The 22,629-nt window shown below is 70.4% G+C and carries 22 protein-coding genes; 15 read left to right on the top strand and 7 right to left on the bottom strand.

What is annotated here, in order from left to right; translation table 11 throughout:
* Window position 1 precedes the first annotated feature (1 nt).
* Entirely contained in the window at window positions 2–1,165 is a 1,164-nt protein-coding gene (locus HCU73_RS06920) for an isovaleryl-CoA dehydrogenase (protein WP_168622699.1), read from the bottom strand.
* A 214-nt stretch (window positions 1,166–1,379) separates the two neighbouring features.
* On the opposite strand from HCU73_RS06920, the gene HCU73_RS06915 reads away from it, so the two are divergent.
* From HCU73_RS06915 to HCU73_RS06855, 13 genes are all read left to right on the top strand, one after another.
* Window positions 1,380–2,246, top strand: a complete 867-nt coding sequence (locus HCU73_RS06915) for a PhzF family phenazine biosynthesis protein (protein WP_168622698.1) — start codon at window positions 1,380–1,382, stop codon at window positions 2,244–2,246.
* 44 nt (window positions 2,247–2,290) lie between these two features.
* On the top strand, window positions 2,291–2,740 hold the full coding sequence (locus HCU73_RS06910; protein WP_168622697.1) for a tellurite resistance TerB family protein: 450 nt from the start codon (window positions 2,291–2,293) through the stop codon (window positions 2,738–2,740).
* A gap of 10 nt (window positions 2,741–2,750) precedes the next feature.
* Complete coding sequence (locus tag HCU73_RS06905; RefSeq protein WP_168622696.1) at window positions 2,751–3,476, top strand: phosphate/phosphite/phosphonate ABC transporter substrate-binding protein; 726 nt, start codon at window positions 2,751–2,753, stop codon at window positions 3,474–3,476.
* Between the two features lie 120 nt (window positions 3,477–3,596).
* Window positions 3,597–4,373 carry an ABC transporter ATP-binding protein gene (locus HCU73_RS06900; RefSeq protein WP_168622695.1) on the top strand — a complete coding sequence of 259 codons (777 nt, stop codon included), beginning with the start codon at window positions 3,597–3,599 and terminating at the stop codon, window positions 4,371–4,373.
* 40 nt (window positions 4,374–4,413) lie between these two features.
* Complete coding sequence (locus HCU73_RS06895) at window positions 4,414–5,133, top strand: transporter substrate-binding domain-containing protein (RefSeq protein WP_168622694.1); 720 nt, start codon at window positions 4,414–4,416, stop codon at window positions 5,131–5,133.
* A gap of 105 nt (window positions 5,134–5,238) precedes the next feature.
* Window positions 5,239–6,120 carry an ABC transporter permease gene (locus tag HCU73_RS06890; RefSeq protein WP_168622693.1) on the top strand — a complete coding sequence of 294 codons (882 nt, stop codon included), beginning with the start codon at window positions 5,239–5,241 and terminating at the stop codon, window positions 6,118–6,120.
* Window positions 6,121–6,247: 127 nt separating this feature from the next.
* Window positions 6,248–7,087 (top strand): ABC transporter permease, encoded by an 840-nt coding sequence (locus tag HCU73_RS06885; RefSeq protein WP_168622692.1) that lies wholly within the window; start codon window positions 6,248–6,250, stop codon window positions 7,085–7,087.
* Window positions 7,084–8,421, top strand: coding sequence for a glutamine synthetase family protein (locus HCU73_RS06880; protein ID WP_168622691.1), 1,338 nt, complete (start codon window positions 7,084–7,086; stop codon window positions 8,419–8,421). Before HCU73_RS06885 ends, HCU73_RS06880 begins: the two co-directional genes overlap by 4 nt.
* Before the next feature lie 79 nt (window positions 8,422–8,500).
* Window positions 8,501–9,211, top strand: a complete 711-nt coding sequence (locus tag HCU73_RS06875; protein ID WP_168622690.1) for a type 1 glutamine amidotransferase — start codon at window positions 8,501–8,503, stop codon at window positions 9,209–9,211.
* Entirely contained in the window at window positions 9,208–10,578 is a 1,371-nt protein-coding gene (locus HCU73_RS06870) for a glutamine synthetase family protein (RefSeq protein WP_168622689.1), read from the top strand. The genes HCU73_RS06875 and HCU73_RS06870 overlap by 4 nt, the downstream gene beginning before the upstream one ends.
* Window positions 10,579–10,684: 106 nt before the next feature.
* Window positions 10,685–11,986 (top strand): FAD-dependent oxidoreductase, encoded by a 1,302-nt coding sequence (locus HCU73_RS06865; RefSeq protein ID WP_168622688.1) that lies wholly within the window; start codon window positions 10,685–10,687, stop codon window positions 11,984–11,986.
* 184 nt (window positions 11,987–12,170) lie between these two features.
* Window positions 12,171–13,412, top strand: a complete 1,242-nt coding sequence (locus HCU73_RS06860; RefSeq protein WP_239025472.1) for a DegT/DnrJ/EryC1/StrS family aminotransferase — start codon at window positions 12,171–12,173, stop codon at window positions 13,410–13,412.
* A 159-nt stretch (window positions 13,413–13,571) separates the two neighbouring features.
* Window positions 13,572–14,939 carry an aminotransferase gene (locus HCU73_RS06855; RefSeq protein ID WP_168622687.1) on the top strand — a complete coding sequence of 456 codons (1,368 nt, stop codon included), beginning with the start codon at window positions 13,572–13,574 and terminating at the stop codon, window positions 14,937–14,939.
* Between the two features lie 73 nt (window positions 14,940–15,012).
* Here the strand turns inward: HCU73_RS06855 and xseA are convergent, their stop codons facing one another.
* Entirely contained in the window at window positions 15,013–16,572 is a 1,560-nt protein-coding gene (gene xseA / locus HCU73_RS06850; RefSeq protein ID WP_168622686.1) for an exodeoxyribonuclease VII large subunit, read from the bottom strand.
* A 4-nt stretch (window positions 16,573–16,576) separates the two neighbouring features.
* Window positions 16,577–16,807, bottom strand: coding sequence for a hypothetical protein (locus HCU73_RS06845; protein ID WP_168622685.1), 231 nt, complete (start codon window positions 16,805–16,807; stop codon window positions 16,577–16,579).
* A 60-nt stretch (window positions 16,808–16,867) separates the two neighbouring features.
* On the opposite strand from HCU73_RS06845, the gene purD reads away from it, so the two are divergent.
* Window positions 16,868–18,130, top strand: a complete 1,263-nt coding sequence (gene purD, locus HCU73_RS06840; RefSeq protein ID WP_168622684.1) for a phosphoribosylamine--glycine ligase — start codon at window positions 16,868–16,870, stop codon at window positions 18,128–18,130.
* A gap of 73 nt (window positions 18,131–18,203) precedes the next feature.
* Here purD and HCU73_RS06835 read toward each other — a convergent pair whose 3' ends face one another.
* Window positions 18,204–18,887 (bottom strand): D-lyxose/D-mannose family sugar isomerase, encoded by a 684-nt coding sequence (locus HCU73_RS06835; protein WP_168622683.1) that lies wholly within the window; start codon window positions 18,885–18,887, stop codon window positions 18,204–18,206.
* A gap of 151 nt (window positions 18,888–19,038) precedes the next feature.
* On the opposite strand from HCU73_RS06835, the gene HCU73_RS06830 reads away from it, so the two are divergent.
* The gene (locus tag HCU73_RS06830; protein ID WP_168622682.1) at window positions 19,039–21,021 is read left to right on the top strand and encodes a monovalent cation:proton antiporter-2 (CPA2) family protein; all 1,983 of its coding nucleotides are present in this window, start codon (window positions 19,039–19,041) and stop codon (window positions 21,019–21,021) included.
* A gap of 42 nt (window positions 21,022–21,063) precedes the next feature.
* Here the strand turns inward: HCU73_RS06830 and HCU73_RS06825 are convergent, their stop codons facing one another.
* The 3 genes from HCU73_RS06825 to fdxA form a co-directional block, all read right to left on the bottom strand.
* The gene (locus tag HCU73_RS06825) at window positions 21,064–21,336 is read right to left on the bottom strand and encodes a glycine zipper 2TM domain-containing protein (protein WP_168622681.1); all 273 of its coding nucleotides are present in this window, start codon (window positions 21,334–21,336) and stop codon (window positions 21,064–21,066) included.
* 123 nt (window positions 21,337–21,459) lie between these two features.
* Window positions 21,460–21,972, bottom strand: coding sequence for a CarD family transcriptional regulator (locus HCU73_RS06820; RefSeq protein ID WP_168622680.1), 513 nt, complete (start codon window positions 21,970–21,972; stop codon window positions 21,460–21,462).
* Window positions 21,973–22,253: 281 nt separating this feature from the next.
* Window positions 22,254–22,589 carry a ferredoxin FdxA gene (gene fdxA / locus HCU73_RS06815; RefSeq protein WP_168622679.1) on the bottom strand — a complete coding sequence of 112 codons (336 nt, stop codon included), beginning with the start codon at window positions 22,587–22,589 and terminating at the stop codon, window positions 22,254–22,256.
* Between the last annotated feature and the right edge of the window lie 40 nt (window positions 22,590–22,629).

Genomic DNA, 22,629 nt, shown 5'->3' with positions numbered 1-22,629 from the left:
CTCACCCCATCGCCGCCATCAGTTCGCGCCCGACCAGCATCCGCCGGATCTCCGACGTGCCGGCGCCGATCTCCATCAGCTTGGCGTCGCGGAACATGCGGGCCACCGGCGCGTCGGCCAGGAACCCCGCGCCGCCCATCGCCTGCACCGCCTGGTGGGCGACCTTCATCCCCTCCTCGGAGGCGTAGAGCACGCAGGCCGCCGCGTCCGCCCGCGTCACCTCGCCCCGGTCGCAGGCCTTGGCGACCTCGTAGGCATAGGCGCGGGCCGAGTTCATCGCGGTGTACATGTCCGCGATCTTGCCCTGCATCAGCTGGAAATTCCCGATCGGCTGGCCGAACTGGTGGCGGTCGCGCATGTAGGGCATCACCTCGTCGAGGCAGCCCGCCATGATCCCGATGTTGACCCCCGACAGCACCACGCGCTCGTAGTCGAGGCCCGACATCAGCACGCGCACGCCCTTGCCCTCCTCGCCCAGCACGTTCTCGAACGGCACCTCGACGTCGTCGAAGATCAGTTCCGCCGTGTTCGACCCGCGCATCCCGAGCTTGTCGAAATGCGGCGAGGTGGAGAAGCCCTTCATCGTCTTCTCGATCAGGAAGGCGGTGATCCCCTTCGATCCCGCCTCGGGGTCGGTCTTGGCATAGACGACCAGCGTGTCGGCGTCCGGCCCGTTGGTGATCCAGTATTTCGTGCCGTTCAGGACGTAGCGGTCGTTCCGTTTCTCGGCCCGCAGCTTCATGCCCACCACGTCCGACCCCGCGCCCGCCTCGGACATGGCCAGCGCGCCGACATGCTCGCCCGAGATCAGCCCGGGCAGGTATTTCGCCTTCTGCTCCGCCGTGCCGTTCAGCTTGATCTGGTTCACGCAGAGGTTGGAGTGCGCCCCGTAGCTGAGCCCGATCGAGGCCGAGCAGCGGCTGATTTCCTCCACCGCGACGATATGGGCGAGGTAGCCCATGCCGGCCCCGCCATACTCTTCATCCACCGTGATGCCGAGAAGCCCGAGCTCCCCCATCTCGCGCCACAGCTGGTTGGGGAACTGGTTGGTCTGGTCGGTCTCGGCGGCCAGCGGCTTCACCCGCTCCTGCGCCCAGCGGTGCACCATCTCGCGCAGCGCATTGACCTCGTCGCCCAGGTCGAAGGTCATCGAACCGAGAAACATGGCGCCAACCCTCCCGTTAATTGAACGCTTGTTCAATTCATACCGCGCGGGCGCCGGGCTGTCAAAGGATTCGCGGGCCGGTTGCGGAAAACCGCAGTTTTCCGTCCCGCGAAGCTGCGGCTTCGCGCCATCGTTTTCCCGCAGGAAAACGCCCCCTTGCCACCGCCGCCCCGCGGTGGTCCCCTCGGCCCCGACCCACGGCAGGGACCGCGCCATGCTTCGCTTCCACATCTACGACGTGTTCACCACGACGCCCTTCACCGGCAACCCGCTCGCCATCGTCGAGGGCGCGGGCGGCCTGACGACGGCGCAGATGCAGACCCTGGCCCGACAGTTCAACCTGTCGGAAACGATCTTCGTCCAGCCCCCGGACGACCCGGCCCACACCGCCAAGGTGCGCATCTTCTTTCCCACGGCGGAAATCCCCTTCGCCGGCCACCCGACCATCGGCTGCGCCCTCCACCTCGCCGGCGACACGGCCAGCGAGATCACGCTGGAGGAGGTCGCGGGCCTCGTGCCCGTCACCATCACCCGCGACGGCGGCGCGACGCTGGCCGAGTTCACCGCCCCGAGGCTTCCCGTCCGCCACGCCCCCGTACCGCCCCACGCGCTGATCGCCGCCGCGCTCGACCTGACCCCGGCCCGCATCGGCCCGCACGACCCCGGCGTCTGGCAGGGCGGCCCGGCCTTCCTCTACGTCCCCGTCACCGACCTGGACACGCTGGCCGCCGCCCGCCCCATCGAGCCCGTCTGGTCCGAACTGATGGCCGCGGCGCGGGTCGACAGCGCCTATCTCTACACCGCCACGCCCGAAGGCATCCGGTCGCGCATGTTCTCACCCACCGCCGGCATCCCCGAGGACCCGGCCACAGGATCGGCCACCGCGATCCTCGCGGGGCAGCTGCTGGCCAACGGGGCGCTGCCCGGCGGCACCACCACGCTGCGGCTGCGACAGGGCGTCGAGATGGGCCGCCCGTCGGACCTGCGCCTGACCGTCGACGTCGACGCCGGCGCGATCGCCGCGATCCGCGTCGCGGGGTCGGCGGTGAAGATCGCCGAGGGGACGATCCGCATCCCCTGAGCCCGCGCTTTCCACCCCGCCCCGGCCATCCTATATCGGACCCCATGTTCAGCGACCTCCTCCGCCGCCTCACGGCGCCCGACCCCGAACCCCTGCCCTACGACGACGCCCGGCTGGCGCTCGGCGCGCTGCTGGTCCGCATCGCCCGCTCGGACGGCGATTATGCCGGCATCGAGCAGGCCCAGATCGACCGCGTGCTTGCCCACCGCTACGGCCTGTCCGACGCCGAGGCCGCCGCGCTGCGGGCCGAATCCGAACGGCTCGAGGCCGAGGCGCCCGACACCGTCCGCTTCACCCGCGCGATCAAGGACAGCGTCCCTTACGAGGACCGCGTCCATGTCATCGAGGCGCTGTGGTTCATCGTGCTGGCCGACGGCGCGCGCGACAGCGAGGAGGATTCGCTCCTGCGGATGATCGCGCCCATGCTGGGCGTGAACGACCGCGACTCGAACCTCGCCCGGAAACGGGTCGAGGACGCCCATTACGGCGACTGAGCGCGCGGCCATGATCGCCGCCCTGCCGATGTACGACCGCCCCGAGTTGCGCGCCGAGACCGACGCGCTCTGGGCCGCCATCCGCGACGCGCTCCGCCGCCGGGGCATCGACGCGCCCGAGGCGTTGACCCGCGACCGCGATCCGTGGGCGGTCTGGACCGACCCCGGCCTCGTCTTCGCGCAGACCTGCGGCCTGCCCTTCCGCGCCCGGCTGCACGGGACCGTGAGCCTCGTGGCGACGCCGGACTTCGCGCTGCCCGGCTGCCCGGCCGGCCACTACAATTCCGTCGTGCTGGCCCGGGACGGCCGCCTGCCGCCGCGCCCGCGCCTGGCCGTCAACGACCCGCTCAGCCAGTCGGGCTGGGCGGCGCTGCACGCCTGGATGGGCGGGCGGGGCATTGCGCCCGGGCCGGTGACGCTGACCGGAAGCCACGCCGCCTCGGCCCGGGCGGTGGCGACGGGCGCCGCCGACCTGGCCGCCATCGACGCCCAGACCTGGCGCCTGCTCCTGCGCTTCGACGGCGCCGACGCGGGCCTCGAGATCGACCGGACGGCGCCGACCCCGGCCCTGCCCTACGTCACGGCGGCCACCCGCGACCCCGGCCCGATCCGCGCCGCGCTGGCCGAGGCGCTGGCCGCCCTGCCGCCCGCCACCCTGTCCGCGCTGGGGCTGCGCGGCGTGGTCGAGATCGGCGCCGACGCCTACCGGGCCGTCCCGATCCCGCCCAATCCCTGACCAATCGCCCGCGATTCGGCCTCGGCAGGCGCGTTTCCCCAAGGTCAGCCTGCACAAGACCGTTGCATTTGCGCGTTCCATCGGCACAAATCCGCAGACCAAGACAGGGACGGGGCCCGCATGTCTGCCACACCGCCGGTCATCCAGATCACCGGCCTGCACAAGAGTTTCGGCACGCTGGAGGTGCTGCGCGGGGTCGACCTGGCCGCGCGGGCGGGCGACGTGGTGTCGCTGATCGGCTCGTCTGGGTCGGGCAAGTCCACGCTGCTGCGCTGCGCCAACCTGCTCGAGGACAGCCAGAAGGGCGACATCATCTTCGAGGGCGAACCGGTCCACTGGAAGGGCACGGGCCACCACCGGCGCCCCGCCGACGCCGAGCAGGTGCGCCGCATCCGCACCAACCTGTCGATGGTGTTCCAGCAGTTCAACCTCTGGTCCCACATGACGATCCTGCAGAACGTCATGGAGGCCCCCGTCACCGTGCTAGGCCAGGACCGCGCCGAGGTCGAGGACCGCGCCCGCGCCTATCTCGACAAGGTCGGCATCGGCGAGAAATGCGATGCCTGGCCGGCGCAGCTGTCGGGCGGCCAGCAGCAGCGCGCCGCGATCGCCCGCGCGCTGTGCATGGAGCCGCGGGCGCTGCTGTTCGACGAACCCACCTCCGCGCTCGACCCCGAGCTGGAACAGGAGGTGGTGCGCGTGATCCGGGCGCTGGCCGAGGAGGGGCGCACCATGATCCTCGTCACCCACGACATGCGCATGGCGCGCGACCTGTCGACCCACACCATCTTCCTCCACCAGGGGAAGATCGAGGAGGAGGGCCCGCCCGACGCGCTGTTCGGCGCGCCCAGCTCCGAGCGCCTGCAACAGTTCCTCAGCCACAGCCAGGCGGCGTGAGACTGAGGCAAGACCACCCGAAAACTCCAGGGAGATACCGATGAAATACCTGATCCTGACTGCCAGCCTGCTGGCGATCTCCGCCGGCGCCGCCGCCGCGCAGGATGTCGTCCGCATGGGCACGGAGGGCGCCTACCCTCCGTACAACTTCATCAATGACAACGGCGAGGTCGACGGCTTCGAGCGCGCGCTCGGCGACGAGCTCTGCGCCCGCGCCGAGCTGACCTGCGAATGGGTCACCAACGACTGGGATTCGATCATCCCGAACCTGACCTCGGGCAACTACGACACCATCATCGCCGGCATGTCGATCACCGAGGAGCGCGAGGAAGTCGTCGACTTCACCCAGCCCTACATCCCGCCGGCCTCGTCGCTGTTCATGGCGCTGAGCGAGGATGCCGACCTGGCGGGCGGCGTGATCGCGGCCCAGACCAACACCATCCAGGCCGGCTACATCGCCGCCTCGGGCGCGACCCTGATCGAGTTCGCCACCCCGGACGAGACCGTGGCCGCGGTGCGCAACGGCGAGGCCGACGCGGTCTTCGCCGACGGCGACTACCTGCTGCCAATCGCCGACGAGGACGCCGACCTGATGATCGTGGGCGAGCCCGTTCAACTGGGCGGCGGCGTCGGCATGGCGCTGCGCGAGGGCGACGAACGGCTGGCCGCCTTCAACGCGGCGATCACCGCGATGAAGGAGGACGGCACCCTGAACGCGCTGATCCTCGAGTGGTTCGGCCCCGAGGCCGCCACCTGGTGACCTGACCCGACCGGACGGGGGCGGGCCCGGCGCCCGCCCCCGCCCTTCCCTCCTGCCGCTTCATCTTTCCCCAAATACGCAAGACCGCCGCCGCAAGGCCCCCGCATGTTCGAGTACTGCACCGACCCCTCGACCCTCGACACGGCCCGCTGGTTCGGCTGCTACCTGACCAACGGCGCGCACATGCTGTTCTACCAGTCCTTCCTGGTGGTCTTCGCGCTGCTCGCCGTCACCGCCCCGGTCTCGCTCGCCTTCGGCTTCGCCGCCGCCGCCGCGTCGCGCAGCCACGTGCCGCCCCTGGCCTGGGCCGGCAAGCTCTACACCGCCATGGTCCGCGGCGTGCCGGACATCGTGTTCTTCCTGTTCTTCGTGCTCGTGCTCGACCAGGCCATCGAGTACGCCCGCCACCGCATCTCCTGCCCCGACTGGACGGACCCGATCCGGCAGGGCGCGAACTTCCTCGTCTGCCCCGAGGCGCGCACGCCCGCGGGCAACGCGCCGCAATGGGTGCACGAGGCCTACGGTTTCGCGCTGGCGGTGTTCACCTACGCCATCGTCTTCGGCGCGTTCTGCGGCAACGTCCTGTTCGGCGCGATGCGGGCGGTGCCCCGGCCGCAGCTGGAGACCGCAGAGGCCTACGGCATGTCGCGCCGGCAGGTGTTCTGGCGCGTGCTGGTCCCGCAGATGTGGATCTACGCCCTGCCCGGCCTGTCGAACATCTGGATGATCCTGATCAAGGCCACGCCGCTGCTGTTCCTGCTCGGCATCGAGGACATCGTCTACTGGGCCCGCGAACTGGGCGGCAGCCGGACCTCGGCCTACCAGTACCCGCACCCCGACTGGCGCTTCTGGTACTTCCTCGGCCTCCTCGTCTTCTACCTCTGCTTCACGCGGGTCTCCGAGATCGTGCTCGGCCGGCTCACCCGGCGCCTGTCGCACGGGCAGGCCACCGCGGCGGGCGAAGAGCTCAGAAAGGCCGCGGCATGACTCACCGGACCCCGCCGCGCCGGTTTCTTGCAAGAAACCGGCCAGAGCCTTGCAAGGCTCTGGCAACGCCCTTGCAAGGGCGTGGCAAGACCCTTGCAAGGGTCTTGCCCGACCCGGAGGCCGCGCGATGACCTGCGCCGAGGCGATACAGGCCTATGCCCTGCGCTCGCTCGGGATCGGCGAGCGCCTCCTGCCGCAATCCGAGATCACGCTGTGCGAACAGATCGTGCTGATCGGCTCGGGCATGATCTGGAACGTCTATTTCGGTGTACTCGCGCTCGCCTTCGGCTTCTTCTTCGCCGTGGCCCTCGCGGTGGCCAAGGCGTCGCGCCGCTGGCTGGTGCGCAAGCCCGCCGAATGGTTCATCTTCGTGTTCCGCGGCTCGCCGCTCTTCATCCAGTTCTTCATGGCCTACGAGGCCTTCGTGATGCTGCCCCGCGTCGGCATCGAGTTCACGCTCCTCGGCATCGAGATCGCGGCCGAGACGCGCTGGTTCTCGCGCGCCTGGCTCGGCGCGCTGATCGTGCTGTTCCTCAACACCTCGGCCTACGCCGCCGAGATCTTCTACGGCGCGCTGCGCTCGGTGCCCCGGGGCGACCTCGAGGCCGCCGACGCCTACGGCCTGTCGGGCTGGGCCAAGTTCCGCCGCGTCGTGTTCCCCACCACCATGCGGCTGGCCTGGCCCGCCTACACCAACGAGGCGATCTTCCTGTTCCAGTCCACCGCGCTGGTGTTCTTCTCGTCCTTCCCCGCCTTCCGGCAGCAGGGCGACGCGCTCTACTACGCCAACTACTTCGCCGACCGCACCTTCAACCCTTTCATCCCCTACCCGATCGTGGCGCTCTACTTCGTCGCCCTGACGCTGGTCATCATCTGGGTTTTCGGCGCGATCAACACGCGCCTCAACCGGCACCTGCCCGCCGAGCGCCGGCAGCGCCTTCGCATCAGGCCCCAGGTCATAAGATGACGGACGACTATCTTCTCGAGCACCCCGAGGTGCGCTCCATTCGCGTGGCTGCCGCCGACCTCAACGGCCAGCCCCGCGGCAAGCGCATCCCGCGCCGCTACGCCGACAAGGCGATCACCGAGGGGACGCGCTTTCCCTTCTCGGTGCTGAACCTCGACATCTGGGGCGAGGACATCGACGACAGCCCGCTGGTCTTCGCCGCCGGCGACCCCGACGGCATCCTCAAGCCGACCGAGCGCGGCTTCGTCCCGATGCCCTGGATCGACGCGCCCACCGCGCTCCTGCCGATCTGGATGTTCCACGAGGACGGCCGCCCCTTCGCCGGCGACCCGCGCCAGGCGCTGGCCCGCGTGGTCGAGCGCTACACCGCCCGCGGCCTGACGCCGGTGGTGGCGACCGAGATGGAGTTCTACCTGATCGACGACCGCGGCAAGGAGCTGCGGGTGCCGCCCAGCCCGCGCTCGGGCAAGCGCCGCCACCAGGCCGAGATCCTCGCGCTGCGCCAGCTCGACGCCTGGGACGCCTTCTTCACCGCGCTCTACGACGCTTGCGAGGCGATGGACATTCCCGCCGACACCACCATCTCCGAGGCCGGGCCGGGGCAGTTCGAGATCAACCTGATGCACCAGTCCGACGCGCTCAAGGCCGCGGACGACGCCTGGTTCTTCAAGCTCCTGGTCAGCGGGCTCGCGCGCCGGCACGGCTTCGCCGCCAGCTTCATGGCCAAGCCCTACCCGGAATATTCCGGCAACGGGCTGCACACGCATTTCTCGATCCTCGACGCGGAGGGGCGCAACATCTTCGACGACGGCACGCCGCAGGGGTCGGCCGCGCTGCGCCACGCGGTGGCCGGCTGCCTCGCCGCCATGCCGGGCTCGATGCTGATCCTGGCGCCGCACGCCACCAGCTACGACCGGCTGGTCCCCGGCGCCCACGCCCCCACTGGCATCGCCTGGGCCTACGAGAACCGCACCACCGCGCTGCGCATCCCCTCGGGCAGCCCCGCCGCGCGGCGGATCGAGCACCGCGTCGCGGGCGGCGACATCAACCCCTACCTGCTCATCACCGCCATCCTCGGCGCCGCGCTGAACGGGATCGAGGACGCCGCCGAGCCGCCGCCGCCGATCACCGGCAACGCCTACCAGCAGGCGCTGCCGCAGCTGCCCGACAGCTGGGCCGCGGCGGTCGACGCCTTTGCCACCAGCCCCGAGATCGCGCGCATCTTCGCGCCCGAGCTGATCACCAACTTCCTCGCCACCAAGCGGCAGGAGCTGCACTACATGGCCGGGCTCGGCCCCGAGGAGCAGACCGAGCTCTACCTCGACATCGTGTGACGCCGCGGCCCGCGCCCGCCCCCTTGCCCGCCGGCGCGGGCAGGCATAGCTTGGCGCCATCCAAGCCCACGAGTACCCCATGATCCTCGGCATCCTGCAGACCGGCCACGTTCCCGACCAAGTCGCGGCACGGGACGGAACCTATACCGACCTGTTCGCCCGCCTCTTCGCCCACCGCGGCTTCACCCTGCGCACCTATTCGGTCGTCGACATGGAGTTCCCCGAGGGGCCAGATGCCGCCGACGCCTGGCTCATCACCGGCTCGCGCCACGGCGCCTACGAGGACCACGCCTGGATCCCGCCGCTCGAGGCGCTGATCCGCGCCATCCGCGACGCGGGCAAGCCGCTGGTCGGCATCTGCTTCGGGCACCAGATCATCGCCCAGGCGCTCGGCGGCCGGGTCGAGAAGTTTTCCGGCGGCTGGGCCGTCGGCCGGCGCCACTACAGCATCGGCGGGCGCGAGCTGGCGCTGAACGCCTGGCACCAGGACCAGGTGGTGGAGCTGCCCGAGGGCGCGACCGTGCTGGGCGAGAACCCGTTCACCCGCCACGCGGTGCTGGCCCATGGCGACCGCATCCTGACCGTGCAGCCGCACCCGGAATTTCCCGCCTCGGTCGTCGAGGCGCTGATCGAGCACCGCTCGGGCGCCGTGCCCGCGCCGCTGGTCGAGGCCGCGCGCGAGGCGCTGGAGGCACCCACCGACAGCCACCTGATCGCCGACTGGCTGGCCGACGTGCTGGAGGGCCAGCCCGCCACCCGGGTGCCCTTTGCAGAGAGGGCCGGCGCATGAGCTCGAGCCCCGTCAACGACCTGATCGAGAAGCTGCCCGACATCGCGCAGACCTACCTGCACGGGCGCTCCATCGACGAGGTGGAATGCATCGTCGCCGACCTGGCGGGCATCGCCCGCGGCAAGGCCATGCCGGGCCAGAAGTTCGCCCGGCAGCCGTTCTTCTACCTGCCGAACTCGATCTTCTTCCAGACCATCACCGGCGACTGGGCCGACGAGGTGGCCGACGGCTTCACCGAGCCGGACATGATCCTGACGCCGGATTACGAGACGGCGACGCCCGCGCCCTGGACCGCGGACACCACGCTGCAGGTGATCCACGACATCGACGACCAGAAGGGCAACCCGGTGCCCTACGCGCCGCGCAACGTGCTCAAGCGGGTGGTCGGCCTCTACAACGCGCGCGGGCTGAAGCCGATCGTGGCGCCCGAGATGGAATTCTACCTCGTCGCCCCGAACACCGACCCCGCCCGCGAGATCGAACCGCCCATGGGCCGCTCGGGCCGGCGCGCGGCGGCGCGGCAGGCCTATTCGATGTCGGCCGTGGACGAATACGGCCGCGTCATCGACGACATCTACGACTTCGCCGAGGCCATGGGTCTGGAAATCGACGGCATCCTGCAGGAAGGCGGCTCGGGGCAGATCGAGCTGAACCTGCGCCACGGCGACCCGGTCAAGCTCGCCGACGAGATGTTCTTCTTCAAACGCATGATCCGCGAGGCGGCGCTGCGCCACGACACCTACGCCACCTTCATGGCCAAGCCGATCGAGGGCGAGCCGGGCAGCGCGATGCACATCCACCACTCGGTGGTCAGCCTCGAGACCGGCGAGAACATCTTTTCCAACCCCGACGGGTCGGAAACGCCCGAGTTCATGCATTTCATCGGCGGGATGCAGCGCAACCTGCCCGCCGTGATCGCCCTGCTGGCGCCCTACGTGAACAGCTACCGGCGCTACGTCCCCGACTTCGCCGCGCCGATCAACCTGGAATGGGGCCGCGACAACCGCACCACGGGCCTGCGCGTGCCGGTGTCCGAGCCGTCCGCGCGGCGGGTCGAGAACCGGCTGCCGGGGATGGACTGCAACCCCTACCTCGGCATCGCCGCGTCGCTGGCATGCGGGCTGGTGGGGCTCCTGGAAAAGACCGAACCCTCCGAGCCCTTCGCGGGCGACGCCTACCAGCTGGAAAGCGGCGTGCCGCGCGGGCTTGGCGACGCGCTGGGGCTGCTGGAGGCGAACCCGACCATCCAGCAGGTGCTGGGCGAGGAATTCTGCCGCGTCTACACCGCCGTGAAGGAGCTGGAATACAACGAGTTCCTGCACGTCATCAGCCCCTGGGAGCGGGAGCACCTGCTCCTCAACGTGTGATGGGGCGGTCGCTGACGATCCTGCTCGTGGTGCTCGCCACCACGCTGGGCGCGCTGCTGCTGGCCTGGGCCTTCGCGCCCGCCTTCGCCACGGGCGGGAGCGCGGCGTGAACCCGCTCTACCGCAACGACCGGGCGGGGGTGCACGCGCCGTCCTGGTACGCGGCCAGCCTGCCCGAGGCCGCGCCACGCCCGGCGCTGACCGGCGCGGTCGAGGCCGATGTGGTGATCCTGGGCGCGGGCTTCACCGGGCTCTGGGCCGCGCTGACGCTGGCGCGGGCGGGCCGCCGCGTGGTGGTGCTCGAGGCGCACCGGGTGGGCTTCGGCGCCTCGGGGCGCAACGGCGGACAGGTGCAGTCGGGCTTCAACAAGGAACAGAGCTGGCTCGAGGCGCAGCTGGGCGATGCCCGCGCCCGCGCGCTCTGGGACCTGTCGGTCGAGGCCAAGACGCAGCTGCGCGACTTCTGCCTGTCGCACGCGCCCGAGGCGGCCTATCGCCCCGGCGTGGCGCACGGGGAATACACCCGCGCCGACCTCGACCACCTGCGCGCCGAGGCCGACCACATGGCCCAGCGCTACGGCCACCAGGTCAGCGTGATGGAGCGCGACGCCTTCGCCGCGCTGGTCAAGTCGCCGCTCTACGTCGGCGGGATGCTCGACCGCTCGGCCGGCCACATCCAGCCGCTCGCCTATGCCCAGGCGCTGGCCCGCGCCGCCGAGGTCGCGGGCGCCGTGATCCACGAGACCAGCGAGGTGACGGCTGTCGTCACCCGGCCCCGGCTGGTGCTCAAGACCGCGCGCGGGCAGGTCACGGCGGGCCATGCCATCATCGCGGGCAACGGCTACCTGCCGAACATCTTGCCGCAGGTGAACGCGCGGGTGATGCCGATCAACTCCTTCATCGCCGCGACCGAGCCCCTGTCCGACCGCTGGCAGGACGTGCTGGCCGAGGACATCGCGGTGTCGGACAGCAAGTTCGTGGTGAACTATTACCGCTTCTCGGCCGACCGCCGGTTCCTGTTCGGCGGCCGCGAAAGCTATGGCCTCGGCTTCCCGCGCGACATCGCGGGGCCGCTGGTCGCCCGGATGCAGCGGCTGTTCCCGCAGCTGGGCGGCGTGGGCGTCGACCATGTCTGGGGCGGCTCGCTCGGGATCACCATGACGCGGCTGCCGCACGTGGTGCGGGTGGCGCCCAACATCCTGTCGGGGGCGGGGTTCTCGGGGCATGGCGTGGCGCTGTCGGGGATGGCGGGCCGCGTGATGGCCGAGGCCGTGATGGGGCAGGAAGACGGGCTGGCGAGTTTCGAGGCGCTGCCGGTGCCGCGCTTTCCGGGCGGCACGGCGCTGCGCGCGCCGCTCCTGACGCTGGCGATGACCTGGTACGCGCTGCGCGACCGGCTGGGGGTCTGAGGCCAGACGCCGGCCACCGGGAAGATGCCGAAAACCCGAGTTTTTCGGCGCGGAAAACTCGAGTTTTCCGCGCCCCGCCGCATCCCGCCGCACGAAGCTTTCGTGACACCGGCACAGCGCGCTGGATTCCCCGCGCTTAACAGGATAAGATTCTTGAAAGACTAGATTTCAAAAAGGTGAAACCATGGCGAGCAACATGGCCACGGCCCCCGCCCCGAACGTCTACGACGCGGAACCGATCCCCGAGGCCGCCCGGGCCGAGATCGACCGCCTGCTGCAGTCGGGCGACCTGTTCCGCTACACCGCCCCCGCAGACGCGCCCGTGGCTCTGCTGGAGCGCGAATTCGCCGACCTGATGGGCGCGAAATACGCGCTGGCCGTCTCGTCCTGCTCGGCCGCGATCTTCCTGTCGCTGCGCGCGCTGGACCTGGCGCCCGGCGCCCGCGTGCTGATCCCGGCCTTCACCTTCGCCGCCGTGCCCTCGGCCGTCGTCCACGCCTTCTGCCAGCCGGTGCTGGCCGAGGTCGGCGAGAACTACCGCATCGACATGGCCGATTTCGAGGCCAAGCTCGACGACGGCATCGAGGCCGTCATCATCAGCCACATGCGCGGCCACACCAGCGACATGGACGCCATCATGGCGCTCTGCGACGCCCGCGGCATCCCCGTGATCGAGGACGCGGCCCATTCGCTCGGCACCCTCTGGCACGGCCGCAAGATCGGGACCATCGGCAAGATCGGCTGCTTCTCGTTCCAGTCCTACAAGATGGTGAACGCGGGCGAGGGCGGCATCCTGATCACCGACGACGCCGACCTGGTGGCGCGTGCGGTCATCATGTCGGGTGCCTACGAGCACAACTGGAAGAAGCACAAGGGCCCCGAGGGGCAGAACGACCCCGAGCTGGCGCTGGCCTTCGCGCGCTGGCAGAACCGGCTGCCGCTCTACAACATGCGGCTGCAGAACCTGTCTGCCGCGGTGATCCGCCCGCAGCTGCCCGAGCTGGAACGGCGCGTGCGCGACGGCCTGAAGAACCACGACTACGTGGCCGACCTCCTGAACGCGACGCCCTGGCTGCACGTGCCCCCGCCGCTGGCACCCGAGACCCGCGCGCCGGACTCGATCCAGTTCAACCTCGTGGGTTTCGAGACCGACGCCGAGGCCCGCGCCTTCGCCGCCGCCGCCGAGGCGCGCGGCGTCAAGGTGCAGATCTTCGGCCTGTCCACCGACAACGCGCGCGCCTTCTGGAACTGGCAGTTCATCCCGGGCGACCGGCCCGACCTGCCGCAGACCCGCGCGATGCTGATGCGCGCCTGCGACGTGCGCCTGCCCGTGCGGCTGACCAAGCCCGAGCTCGACGTGATCGCCGACGCGCTGATCGCGGCCGCCGAGGACGTGAAGGGCGAGACCCGCGCCTACGGGACCTGATCCGCACGTCTTTCAGAAGACCTGGCCGCGGGCAGAGTTTTCAGGAAAACTCTGCCCGCTTCGCATTTCTGACGATGGCCGCAGTCACTTCGCCGGCCCCGATTGCAGCGGCGCCTCCGCCCGTCTAGCCTGCGCGCCAGACCCGAACAGGAGACCGCCATGAAGGACCACGCCCCGAATTCCTGGGAAGCCCGCGCCGAGGCGCATTCCCTCTACGGTTTCACCGACCTGCCCTCGGTCCGCGAGCGCGGCACCGTGGTGCTGACCCATGGCGAGGGGCCCTACGTCGTCGACACCAACGGCAAGCGGTACCTCGACGCCAACGCCGGCCTTTGGAACATGATCGCGGGCTTCGACCACAAGGGGCTGGCCGAGGCCGCCAAGGCGCAATACGACCGGTTCCCGGGCTACCACGCCTTTTTCGGCCGGATGTCGGACCAGACCGTCGCGCTGTCCGAGAAGCTGGTCGAGGTCTCGCCCTTCCCCCGCGGCAAGGTGTTCTACACCAACTCGGGGTCCGAGGCGAACGACACCATGGTCAAGATGCTGTGGTTCCTGAACCGCGCCGAGGACCGGCCGCAGGCGCGCAAGATCCTGACCCGCTGGAACGGCTACCACGGCGTCACCGTGGTCTCGGCCTCGATGACCGGCAAACCCTACAACAGCGTGTTCGGCCTCCCGCTGGAGGGCTTCCTCCACCTCGGCTGCCCGCATTACTGGCGCTACGGCGCGGAGGGCGAGACCGAGGCGGAGTTCACCGCGCGGCTGGCGCAGGAGCTGGAGGACGTCATCGCGCGCGAAGGCGCTGACACCATCGCGGGCTTCTTCGCGGAACCGGTGATGGGCGCGGGCGGCGTGATCCCGCCCAGCGCGGGGTATTTCCAGGCGATCCAGCCGATCCTGAAGAAGCACGGAATTCCCCTGATCGCCGACGAGGTGATCTGCGGCTTCGGGCGCACCGGCAACACCTGGGGCTGCCAGACCTACGACTTCGTGCCCGACGCCATCATCTCGTCCAAGGCGCTGACGGCGGGGTATTTCCCGATGGGCGCGGTGATCCTCGGCCCCGAGCTGACCGACCGGCTGCAGGCGGCCATCGACCCGATCGAGGAGTTCCCGCACGGCTTCACGGCGTCCGGCCACCCGGTCGGCTGCGCGGTGGCGCTCAAGGCCATCGACGTGGTGATGAACGAGGGGCTTATGGACATGGTCCGCGCCGGCGCCCCGCGGATGGAGGCGGGGCTGCGCGAGATCGCCAAGCACCCCAACATCGGCGAGCTGCGCGGCATCGGCTACATGTGGGCGCTGGAGGCCGTGAAGAACCGCGAGGGCAAGGTGCCCTTCGACGGCAAGCTGTCGGTATCCGAGCGGATCGCCAACACCTGCACCGACCACGGGCTGATCTGCCGTCCGCTGGGGCAGTCGATCGTGCTGTGCCCGCCCTTCACCCTGACCGACGCGCAGATGGACGAGATGTTCGAGAAGCTGGACGCGGCGCTGAGGAAGGTGTTCGCCGAGGTGGGGTGAGGTAGCGCCGCGGGGGGCCAGCCCCCCGCACCCCCCGGAGTATTTTTGAAGCAAAGATGAGGGGGGGGGGTGGTCAGAAGAGGCTGCCCTGCCCCGGTTCGCTGGGGCCGCTCTGGCGTTTCGGGGCGGGGCGCGGCGTGGCGCCCGTGGGGGTGACCGCGAGCTTGCCGTCGGCGAACTCGATCTCGAGCGCGGCGTGGGTTTCGGCCTCAGTCTTGCGGGTCAGGACGGCCTCGCCGGCGCGGACGACGGCGTAGCCGCGGCGGAGGGTTTCGGTGTAGCCGAGCGTCTGGTGCAGCCGGTCGAGCGCGGCGAGGCGGTCGCGGCGGGCGGCAAGGCCGGTCTCGGCCACCCGGGCGAAGCGGGCCGACAGGTCGTCGAGCCGGGCGCGGGCGTCCGCGAGGCGGCGCTGTTGCCGGGCGGGGTCGAGCCGCCGGTCGAGCGCCGCAAGATCGCGCCGGCCCTGCCGCACCAGCCCCTGCAGCGCGGCGGGGCTGAGCCGCGCCGCCCCCTGCCCCAGCGCAAGGCGTTTCCTGCCCACCGCGCGGTCCAGCGCCGGGGCCAGCCGCGCCGCGGCGCCGTCGAGGCGGCCGCGCGCCGTCGCCGCCCGGTGGCGCAGCGCGGGCGCGAGGCCGGCCGCGGCGAGGTCGAGGCGCTGGCGGGCCTGGTCGAGCAGGCTCTCGGGCCGGGGCAGCGCGCGGGAGAGGTCGGCAAGGCGCTGCCGCCGGCGGTCCAGCGCCTGCGTCATCCCGCGGGTCAGGATGCCGTCCTGCGTGCGGAGCCAGTTCAGCAGGTCCAGCCGCACCGGCACCGCCTTTTCGGCCGCCGCCGTCGGCGTGGGCGCGCGCCAGTCGGCGGCGTGGTCGATCAGCGTGGTGTCGGTCTCGTGGCCCACCGCCGAGATCAGGGGGATCGCGCTGTCGGCGGCGGCGCGGACCACGATCTCCTCGTTGAAGCCCCAGAGGTCCTCGAGCGACCCGCCGCCGCGGGCGACGATGAGCAGGTCCGGCCGCGGGATGCGCCCGCCCTCGGGCAGCGCGTTGAAGCCGCGGATGGCGCGGGCGACCTCGGGGGCGCAGTTGGCGCCCTGCACCGCGACCGGCCAGATCAGGACGCGGCGCGGGAAGCGGTCGCGCAGGCGGTGCAGGATGTCGCGGATGACGGCGCCGGACGGCGAGGTGACGACGCCGATCACCTCGGGCAGGAACGGCAGGCGTTTCTTGCGGCCGGCGTCGAACAGCCCCTCGGCGGCCAGCATCGCCCGGCGTTTTTCCAGCATCGCCATCAGGGCGCCAGCGCCGGCGGGGCGCAGGTCCTCGATCACCAGCTGGTATTTCGACTGGCCGGGGAAGGTTGTGAGGCGGCCGGTGGCGATCACCTCCATCCCCTCCTCGGGCGGGTGGGCGAGGCGGGTGGCGGTGCCCTTCCAGATCACGGCCGCCAGAACGCTGCGGTCGTCCTTGAGGTCGAGGTAGACATGGCCCGAGCGCGGCATCGACAGGCGGCCGACCTCGCCCCGCACGCGGACATGGGAAAAGCCGCTCTCGATGGCGCGCTTTACGGCGCCCGAGATCTCCGAGACGGTGAATTCGGGGGCGTTGCCGGGGCCGGCGTCCTCGATCAGGTCGTCCATGCGCTCAGCGGCCCTTGCGGCGTTCGCGCAGCAGGTCCCAGCCGGCGGCCAGCACGGCGACGCCGAGGACGGCGAAGATCAGCGGCGGCGCCTGCATCCGGCCCGTCGCCTGCAGCAGCGCGAAGGCGGCCAGCGCGAGCAGGGCCACCGCGAAGAGCGCCACGGCCGTCGTGACCGAGCCCGCGCTGGACCGCGCAAAGGCCCCGAGGCGTGACGAAGGGTCCGGGTTGCGCATGTTGTGCCTGCCTCTGCCGCTTTGTATTGCGGGGGCAGACTAGCAAGCCGGGAGACCCGCGTGAATATCCTGATCCTCGGTGGCGGCGGGCGCGAACACGCGCTGGCCTGGGCGGTGCTGCAGAACCCCAAGTGCGACCGGCTGATCGTGGCGCCGGGCAATGCCGGGATCGACCAGATCGCGGAATGCGCCGACCTCGACGTCACCGATGGCGAGGCCGTGGTGGGCTTCGCGGTGGAGGAATCGATCGACTTCGTCATCGTCGGGCCCGAGGCGCCGCTGGCCGCCGGGGTGTCGGATGCGCTGGTGGCAGCGGGGATCCTGGTGTTCGGCCCCTCGGCCGAGGCCGCGCGGCTGGAGGCGTCGAAGGGCTTCACCAAGGAGATCTGCGACGCCTGCGGCGCGCCCACGGCGGGCTGGGCGCGGTTCACCGACGCGGCGGCCGCCAGGGCCCATGTCCGGGCCGCGGGCGCGCCCATCGTGGTCAAGGCCGACGGGCTGGCGGCCGGCAAGGGCGTGGTCGTGGCGATGACGGTCGCCGAGGCGGAGGCCGCCATCGACGAGATGTTCGGCGGCGCCTTTGGCGCAGCCGGCGCCGAGGTGGTGATCGAGGAGTTCATGGCCGGCGAGGAGGCGTCGTTCTTCGTGCTGTCGGACGGCGAGACGGTGCTGCCCATCGGCACCGCGCAGGACCACAAGCGCATCGGCGAGGGCGACACCGGGCCGAACACGGGCGGCATGGGGGCCTATTCGCCCGCGCCCGTGCTGACCGACGCGGTGGCCACGGCGGCGCTGGAGCGGATCGTCAAGCCGACCGTGGCCGAGATGGCGCGGCGGGGGACACCGTTCCGGGGCGTGCTCTATGCCGGGCTGATGATCGCGGACGGGCAGCCGCGGCTGGTGGAATACAACGTCCGCTTCGGCGACCCGGAATGCCAGGTGCTGATGATGCGGCTGGGGGGGCAGGCGCTGGACCTGATGCTGGCCTGCGCCGAGGGGCGGCTGGCCGAGATGCAGGTGACCTGGGCCGACGACCACGCGCTGACCGTGGTGATGGCGGCAAAGGGGTATCCGGGCAGCTATGCCAAGGGGTCCGAGATCCGGGGCCTCGAGGGGCTGCCCGAGGATTCGCACCACATGGTGTTCCACGCCGGGACGGTCGTCACCGAGGGCACCCTGCGGGCCAACGGCGGGCGGGTGCTGAACGTCACCGCCCGGGGCGAGAGCCTGCAGGAGGCGCGGGACCGGGCCTACGGGATGGTCGAGGCGATCGACTGGCCCGAGGGGGTCTTTCGCCGGGATATCGGGTGGCGGGCGCTCTAGCGCGTTTTCCTCAAGGAAAACGCACGGGAAACCTCGAGGTTTCCCATGCGGAAAACCCGGGTTTTCCGCTCCGCTACAGCCAGCGCGCGTAGTCCGACACCAAGAGGTGCGTCGGCGCCACGTCCTCCTCGATGGCGGCGAAGCGGCCGATGGGCTCGCGGAACCAGTTGTCGGTCTCGTCGTCGTTGACGGTCGACACCTCGCCGATCAGCACATCGCCCCCCTCGCCCCAGAAGGCGTGCCAGTCGCCGGGCATCAGCGTCACGCTTTCCCCGGGCGCCAGCCTGAGCACGTCGCCGGGTGCGAAGTCCCGCGCGATGCCGTCGCACATCACGCGCCCGCCCGCATCGCCGTCGAAGGAGCCGTCGGGCGCCGAGCCGTAGAGCTCCACCGCCAGCGTCGCGCCGCCGCGGTTGATGATGTCCTCGGCCTTGAGGTAGTGCCGGTGCATCGGCGACAGCTGGTTCTTCTTGGAGATCAGCAGCTTCTCGGCATAGCACATGCCCCCGCCCCGCTGCAGGTCGGCCAGCCGGCCGTTGCGCAGCGTGAACAGGAACAGCCCCATCTCGGCATAGCGCCCCTGCCCGTAATCGGTGATGTCCCAGCCCATGCGCCCGTCGATGATGGCGCGGGCCGCGTCCTTGCGGGCCAGCATGTCGTCGGGTGTCCAGTAGGCGAAGGGCGGCAGCACGAAGCCGAAGGCGGCCATGAAGGCCTCTGCCTCCGCCATGATTGCGTTGATCTCCGACCGTTTCATCGCCCGTGACCTCCTGAGGCTGACGGCCCAGTTGCGCCGATTCCGGGGTGCGGCTCAAGGGGCTCGCGCACCCTGCCGCACGGGGCTGGGCATGGACGCCCCGGGAACGGCCCCCTAGGGTGGGGACGGACACCCATCACGCGGAGCCGCCATGGAAGGCATCCTTCTGCAGGCCACCATCTACCTGACCGCCATGGTCATCGCCGTGCCGTTGTCGGTGCGCTTCGGCCTCGGGTCGGTGCTGGGCTACCTGATCGCGGGCATCGCCATCGGGCCGGTGCTGGGTCTGGTCGGGTCCGAGGCCGCGGACCTGCAGCATTACGCCGAGTTCGGCGTCGTCCTGATGCTGTTCCTGATCGGGCTGGAACTCGACCCCAAGGGCCTGTGGGAGATGCGGCGCAAGCTGTTCGGGCTGGGCGGCGCGCAGATCGTCGTGACCATCGCGGTGCTTGCGGCGGGCGCCGTGGCGATCGGCCTGCCCCTGCCGCTGGCCGTCGCCATCGGCATGACGCTGGCCCTGTCCTCCACCGCCATCGTGCTCAAGACGCTGAACGAAAAGCAGCTGATGCAGACGAACGGCGGGCGCTCGGCATTTTCGGTGCTGCTGACCCAGGACATCGCCGTGATCCCCTTCCTCGCGCTCCTGCCGCTGCTGGCCAGCGCCGCGGTGTTCCCCCGCTTTGCCCAGGACGGCTCGATCCAGCGCCACGCCGAGGAGGACGCCCACCACGCCATCTCGCTGGTCGAGGGGCTGCCCGCCTGGGGCGTGACCCTCGTCACCCTCGGGGCCGTCGCCGCCGTGATCCTCGCCGGGCGTTACCTGTCGCCGCACCTGTTCCGCTTCATCCACATGTCGCGGCTGCGCGAGATGTATACGGCCGTGGCGCTGGTGATCGTGGTCGCCATCGCGGTGCTGATGATCCTCGTCGGCCTCAGCCCCGCGCTGGGGGCCTTCGTCGCCGGCGTGGTGCTGGCCAACTCCGAGTTCAAGCACGAGCTCGAGGCCAACATCGAGCCCTTCAAGGGCCTGCTCCTCGGCCTGTTCTTCATCACCGTGGGCGCCGGCATCAGCTTTGGCACGCTGTTCGCCAACCCCGTGCTGATCCTCGGTCTGACCCTTGCGGTGATGGTGCTGAAGGGGCTCGTGCTCCTCGGCATCACGCTCGCCTTCGGGCTCAGGGGCGGGGACCGCTGGCTGTTCACCCTCGGGCTCGCGCAGGCCGGCGAATTCGGCTTCGTTCTGATCGCCTTCGGGGTGCAGCAGCTGGTGTTCCCCGACCGGGTGGCCGAGATCCTGCTCCTCATCATCGCGCTGTCGATGCTGCTGACGCCGCTCAGCTTCATCGCGTCCGACTACCTGCGCAAGCGGCTGGTCGAGGCGCCCGAGACGCCGGAGCCCGACGAGATCGCCGAGGAGGCGCCGATCATCATCGCCGGCATCGGGCGCTTCGGGCAGGTGGTGATGCGGATGGTGCAGGCGTCGGGCTTTCGCACCGTGGTGCTGGACAGCGACCTTGCCACGATCCAGCTGATGCGGCGCTTCGGCTTCCACGGCTATTTCGGCGACCCGACCCGGCCCGAGCTTCTGGCCGCGGCGGGGCTGGACACGGCGCGGGTGCTGGTGGTGGCGGTGGACGACCGCAAGGCGGCGGTGAACCTTGTGCGCTACGCCCGCAAGCTCCGCCCCGACCTGTCGATCACCGCCCGCGCGCAGGACCGGCTGCATGTCTACGAGCTGTACGAGGCCGGCGCCGACCACATCGTGCGCGAGATGTTCGACTCGAGCCTGCGCGCGGCGCGCTACGTGCTGGAGGACATGGGCCTCAGCGACTACGAGGCGCACGAGCTGGAGATGGCCTTCTACCGCCACGACCGGCAGACCCTGCGGGAACTGGCCGAGCTGTGGAAGCCCGGCGTGCCGGTGACCGAGAACGAGGCCTATGTCGCCCGGGCCCGGGAGCTGAACGCGAACGTGGAACTGGCGCTGGTGTCGCAGCTGGACGAGATGGCCCGCACCGCGGCCGAGCCGGGGGCGGAGGCCGCGCCACCGCGCCGGCCGGGCGACGCGGGTGCGCTCCGCGGCACGATGGACAGCCGCGTGCCGCCGCGCCGGCCGGGCGGGCGGGAGGCCTGAGGCAAGGCCCGCGCCCACCGGGCACGGGCCGCGCGGGCGGTGTCAGCGGCAGGGTGCCGTGTAGTAGCCGCCGCGCCCGTCGGCGTAGGCGCATTCGCGGGTGGTCTGGTTCTGGGCGATGACAGAACCCGCGGCGGCGCCGCCGATGACGGCCACGGCCGTCCACTGCGGGTTCGCGTCGGTCAGTTCCGCGATGGCAAGGCCGGTGGCGCCGCCGACGACGGCGCCGAGCGCCGCCTGGTTCTGCGGCGTCGGCTGGCAGGCCGCGAGGGCAAGCGCGGCCGTGAACAGGGCGGCGGTGATCTTGAGCTTCATGGTCAATCCTTCGTCAATGCCGGCCGGGGGCCGGCGCATCTGGGTCAGGTCCCGGGGGCGAGCATAACAGAAAACCCGCCGCACCAAAGGTACGGCGGGCCATACTTTCTGACGCAGGCGGGATTACGCCGCGCGGGCGGTCAGGACGGCGTCGACCTGTTTCTGGGCGCCGGCCTCGTCCATGCCCTTGACGGCGGCCAGCTCGCGGGTCAGCCGCTCCAGCGCGGCCTCGTAGAGCTGGCGCTCGGAATAGGACTGCTCGCGCTGGTCGTCGGCCCGGTGCAGGTCGCGGACCACCTCGGCGATCGAGATCAGGTCGCCCGAGTTGATCTTCTGCTCGTATTCCTGCGCGCGGCGGGACCACATGGCGCGCTTGACCCGGGCCTTGCCCTTGAGCGTGTCCATCGCCTTCGACACGATGTCGGGAGAGGACAGCGACCGCATGCCCACCTCGGCCGCCTTGGCGGTCGGGACGCGCAGCGTCATCTTGTCCTTCTCGAAGGAGATCACGAAGAGTTCCAGCTTGAGGCCAGCGATTTCCTGCTCCTCGATCGACACGATCTTGCCGACCCCGTGGGCGGGGTAGACGACATAATCATTGGGGCTGAACTCTTGCGACTTCCGGGCCTTCGTCATTCCTGGTTCCTTTCCTTCCCCCGGTCACACGCGACAAAAAGGGCCCGCGGAAAACGGATGTTTTCCACCAGGGCTTTGCGGTCGCGTTGAGAACCGGGCAGGTTGGCAGACCTGCTGTTGGGTGCCGACAGACAGATTACAGTGCCCAATACATAGCACAGGCCGCACCTCATTTCCAGATGCGTGCCATGCAGCAGGCCCAAACCCCTGCATTTGCAGACGTCAGCCGTGCAGGATGCTGCCCCGCAGCGGCCCGCGGGCCGCGAATCGGGGGCCTTGGATCAGCCGCCCTCGCCGGCGGCCTCCGAGAAGACGTCCATCTTGCCGGGCTTGCCGTCATTGGCGTCGGCGTCCGGCAGCGGGTCCTTCTTGGTGATGATGACCGGCCACAGCTCCGAGTACTTGCGGTTGAACTCGACCCATTTCTCCATGTCCGGCTCGGTGTCGGGCCGGATCGCGTCGGCGGGGCACTCGGGCTCGCAGACGCCGCAGTCGATGCACTCGTCGGGGTGGATCACCAGCATGTTCTCGCCCTCGTAGAAACAGTCCACGGGGCAGACCTCCACGCAATCGGTGTATTTGCAGGCGATGCAATTCTCCGTCACGACGTAGGTCATCGGTCATCCTCGGCTGGTCGGTCTGTCAGTCTGTCTGCTA

The organism is Roseicyclus persicicus (assembly GCF_012395815.1).
GTDB lineage: Bacteria > Pseudomonadota > Alphaproteobacteria > Rhodobacterales > Rhodobacteraceae > Roseicyclus > Roseicyclus persicicus.
Note: the sequence above shows the minus strand (reverse complement) of the source record. Positions and strands in the feature narration are given on the sequence as shown.

What these genes read in the sequence shown, in the direction of transcription:
- HCU73_RS06885 (WP_168622692.1), top strand. Translation starts at nt 6,248, where the DNA reads ATGACCTGCGCCGAGGCGATACAGGCCTATGCCCTGCGCTCGCTCGGG.
- HCU73_RS06830 (WP_168622682.1), top strand. Translation starts at nt 19,039, where the DNA reads ATGGAAGGCATCCTTCTGCAGGCCACCATCTACCTGACCGCCATGGTC.
- HCU73_RS06920 (WP_168622699.1), bottom strand. Translation starts at nt 1,165, where the DNA reads ATGTTTCTCGGTTCGATGACCTTCGACCTGGGCGACGAGGTCAATGCG.
- fdxA (WP_168622679.1), bottom strand. Translation starts at nt 22,589, where the DNA reads ATGACCTACGTCGTGACGGAGAATTGCATCGCCTGCAAATACACCGAT.
- HCU73_RS06915 (WP_168622698.1), top strand. Translation starts at nt 1,380, where the DNA reads ATGCTTCGCTTCCACATCTACGACGTGTTCACCACGACGCCCTTCACC.
- HCU73_RS06835 (WP_168622683.1), bottom strand. Translation starts at nt 18,887, where the DNA reads ATGAAACGGTCGGAGATCAACGCAATCATGGCGGAGGCAGAGGCCTTC.
- HCU73_RS06905 (WP_168622696.1), top strand. Translation starts at nt 2,751, where the DNA reads ATGATCGCCGCCCTGCCGATGTACGACCGCCCCGAGTTGCGCGCCGAG.
- HCU73_RS06890 (WP_168622693.1), top strand. Translation starts at nt 5,239, where the DNA reads ATGTTCGAGTACTGCACCGACCCCTCGACCCTCGACACGGCCCGCTGG.
- HCU73_RS06845 (WP_168622685.1), bottom strand. Translation starts at nt 16,807, where the DNA reads ATGCGCAACCCGGACCCTTCGTCACGCCTCGGGGCCTTTGCGCGGTCC.
- HCU73_RS06855 (WP_168622687.1), top strand. Translation starts at nt 13,572, where the DNA reads ATGAAGGACCACGCCCCGAATTCCTGGGAAGCCCGCGCCGAGGCGCAT.
- HCU73_RS06825 (WP_168622681.1), bottom strand. Translation starts at nt 21,336, where the DNA reads ATGAAGCTCAAGATCACCGCCGCCCTGTTCACGGCCGCGCTTGCCCTC.
- HCU73_RS06820 (WP_168622680.1), bottom strand. Translation starts at nt 21,972, where the DNA reads ATGACGAAGGCCCGGAAGTCGCAAGAGTTCAGCCCCAATGATTATGTC.
- HCU73_RS06875 (WP_168622690.1), top strand. Translation starts at nt 8,501, where the DNA reads ATGATCCTCGGCATCCTGCAGACCGGCCACGTTCCCGACCAAGTCGCG.
- HCU73_RS06870 (WP_168622689.1), top strand. Translation starts at nt 9,208, where the DNA reads ATGAGCTCGAGCCCCGTCAACGACCTGATCGAGAAGCTGCCCGACATC.
- HCU73_RS06910 (WP_168622697.1), top strand. Translation starts at nt 2,291, where the DNA reads ATGTTCAGCGACCTCCTCCGCCGCCTCACGGCGCCCGACCCCGAACCC.
- HCU73_RS06900 (WP_168622695.1), top strand. Translation starts at nt 3,597, where the DNA reads ATGTCTGCCACACCGCCGGTCATCCAGATCACCGGCCTGCACAAGAGT.
- HCU73_RS06860 (WP_239025472.1), top strand. Translation starts at nt 12,171, where the DNA reads ATGGCGAGCAACATGGCCACGGCCCCCGCCCCGAACGTCTACGACGCG.
- HCU73_RS06880 (WP_168622691.1), top strand. Translation starts at nt 7,084, where the DNA reads ATGACGGACGACTATCTTCTCGAGCACCCCGAGGTGCGCTCCATTCGC.
- xseA (WP_168622686.1), bottom strand. Translation starts at nt 16,572, where the DNA reads ATGGACGACCTGATCGAGGACGCCGGCCCCGGCAACGCCCCCGAATTC.
- HCU73_RS06895 (WP_168622694.1), top strand. Translation starts at nt 4,414, where the DNA reads ATGAAATACCTGATCCTGACTGCCAGCCTGCTGGCGATCTCCGCCGGC.